The organism is Siccirubricoccus soli (assembly GCF_024178315.1).
In the GTDB taxonomy this organism is placed as follows: Bacteria; Pseudomonadota; Alphaproteobacteria; order Acetobacterales; family Acetobacteraceae; genus Siccirubricoccus; species Siccirubricoccus soli.
Map to the genome: position 1 here is coordinate 1 of NZ_JAMZIK010000244.1, position 2,170 is coordinate 2,170.

At 76.7% G+C, this 2,170-nt stretch carries 2 protein-coding genes; both read right to left on the reverse strand.

Going from position 1 to position 2,170, the window contains the following annotated elements; translation table 11 throughout:
- The coding region (locus NJ376_RS27520) for a tetratricopeptide repeat protein (protein WP_252956554.1) at positions 1-1,170 on the reverse strand (1,170 nt) is incomplete at its 3' end.
- A gap of 117 nt (positions 1,171-1,287) precedes the next feature.
- The coding region (locus NJ376_RS27525) for a sigma-54 interaction domain-containing protein (RefSeq protein WP_252956555.1) at positions 1,288-2,170 on the reverse strand (883 nt) is incomplete at its 5' end.

The following is a 2,170-nucleotide window of genomic DNA, read 5'->3' on the forward strand; positions in this document are numbered from 1 at the left end:
CGCCTCCCGCGGCCGGCCCGCCGCCGCCCGGGCGCGGCCCAGCATGTCCAGCGCCTCGGCATCCACCGGGCCGCGCTGCAGCAGCCGCTCCAGCGCGCCGGCCGCGCTGTCCGGGCGCCCGGCCTCCATCTCCATCACCGCCAGCAGCTTGGCGCCGCGCGGATCCTCCGGCCGCCGCGCCGCATAGCGCCCCGCCGCGTCCAGCGCCTGGGCGTTCTGGCCCAGCGCCCGCTTCACCGTGGCCAGCACCAGGAAGCCTTCCGGCATGCTGCCCAGGGTGGAGCCGAGGCGCTGCAGCGCCTCATCCGCCCTGCGCCAGTCCTGCTCCCGCGCCGCCAGCACGGCGCGCAGGTACAGCGCGGCCGGATGGTTGCCGGCGGCGCGCAGCACCGCCTCCACATCCTGCTTCGCCGCCGGCAGGTCGTTGGCGCGCAGCCGCACCTCGGCGCGCATCAGGCGGCCCTGCATCTGGGCCGGCCATTTCGCCAGCAGCCGGTCCAGCGTCGCCACCGCCTCGGCCGTATCGCCGCGGTCGGAGAGCAGCGCCGCACGCCGCAGCAGCGCATCCGGCAGGTCGGGGTCGAGGGCGAGGCTCCGCTCGGTCTCCGCCATCGCCAGCGCCTTGTCGTTCTGCGCCAGGGCGAGGCTGGAGGCGGCGATATGCGCCTGGGCGGAGCCGGGAGCGAGGCGCAGCGCCTCCGCCACCGCCGCCTTCGCCTGCTCCACCTCCCGCAGCGCCAGCAGGGCGAGGGCGCGGTGCGCCGCCACCTCCCCGGCCAGGGCGGGCGGGCCGCCCGCCGGGATCGGGAAGTCCCGCAGCAGCTCCTGGTGCCGGCTGCGCAGCATGTAGGAGCGCATGAGCAGGGCGGTGCCCCGCGCCTGGTCGAAGCCGCGCTCCAGCGCCGCCCGCGCCTCCTTCTCCGCCGTGTCGGCATCGCCGATGTCGAGGCTGAGCTGTGCCAGGGCGGCGCGCAGCGCGGCGGAATTCGGGTCCTGGCGGACGGCGTTGCGCAGCTCGATCTGCGCCGCGCGCATGTCGCCGCGGGCCTGGGCGGCGCGGGCGCGCTCCAGCGGCTGGGCCGCGGCAGGGGCCACGGCGAGGCCGGCGCTCAACAGCCCCGCCAGCAGCAGGGGCCAGCGCGCGCGGCGGGGCGGAAGGGGCGATGCCATGCTGGTGTTCTCCGCTACGGCAGGTTGGGGCGCCGGCCGGCCGGCGCGGCAGGGGCAGGACGTGTGGGGGCCCTGGCGGGCCCGGGCGCGGGGCCGGGCAACCGCGCCGCCCGCACCTCACCCGGCATCGGCGGCGCCTTCCGCGGCGCGCGACAGGCTGGCGCCGAGGCCATGGGTCTCCAGCAGCCCGTAGAGCGTCGGGCGGCTGACGCCAAGCAGCCGCGCCGCGGTGGCGAGGCTGCCATTGCTGCGCGCCAGCGCCCGCTCGACCGTATCGCGCTCCGCCCGCAGCCGGGCGGCGCGCAGGTCGAGATCCTGCTCCGCCGCCTCCGCCGCGCCGGCGGCCGGCGCCAGCTCCAGGTCGGCGGCGGTGACGAGCTGGGCGTCGGCCATCAGCGTGGCGCGACGGATGCGGTTCTCCAGCTCCCGCACATTGCCGGGCCAGCGATGGGCGAGGATCGCCGCCGCCGCCGCGCTGTCCAGCCCGCGCAGCCGGCGGCCGAATTCACGGGAGAAGCGGGCGAGGAAGAGCCGTGCCAGCAGCACCGCATCGCCGCCCCGCTCGCGCAGCGGCGGGATGCGGACGGTGACGGAGTTGAGGCGATAGAGCAGGTCGCCGCGGAAGCGGCCGGTCTCGATCTGCTCCTCCAGCGGCTGGTTGGTGGCGGAGACGACGCGGACATCGACGCGGATCGGCTGCCGGCCGCCGACCCGCTCGATCACCTGGTCCTGCAGGAAGCGCAGCAGCTTGGCCTGCAGCGTGATCGGCATCTCGCCGATCTCGTCGAGGAACAGCGTGCCGCCATTCGCCTGCTCTATCTTGCCGATGACGCGGGCGACGGCGCCGGTGAAGGCGCCCTTCTCATGGCCGAAGAGCTCGCTCTCCAGCAGGTTCTCCGGGATGGCGGCGCAGTTCAGCGCGACGAAGGGCTTCGGCGCCCGCGGCCCCATCTCGTGCAGGGCGCGGGCCAGCGCCTCCTTGCCGGTGCCGCTCTCGCCC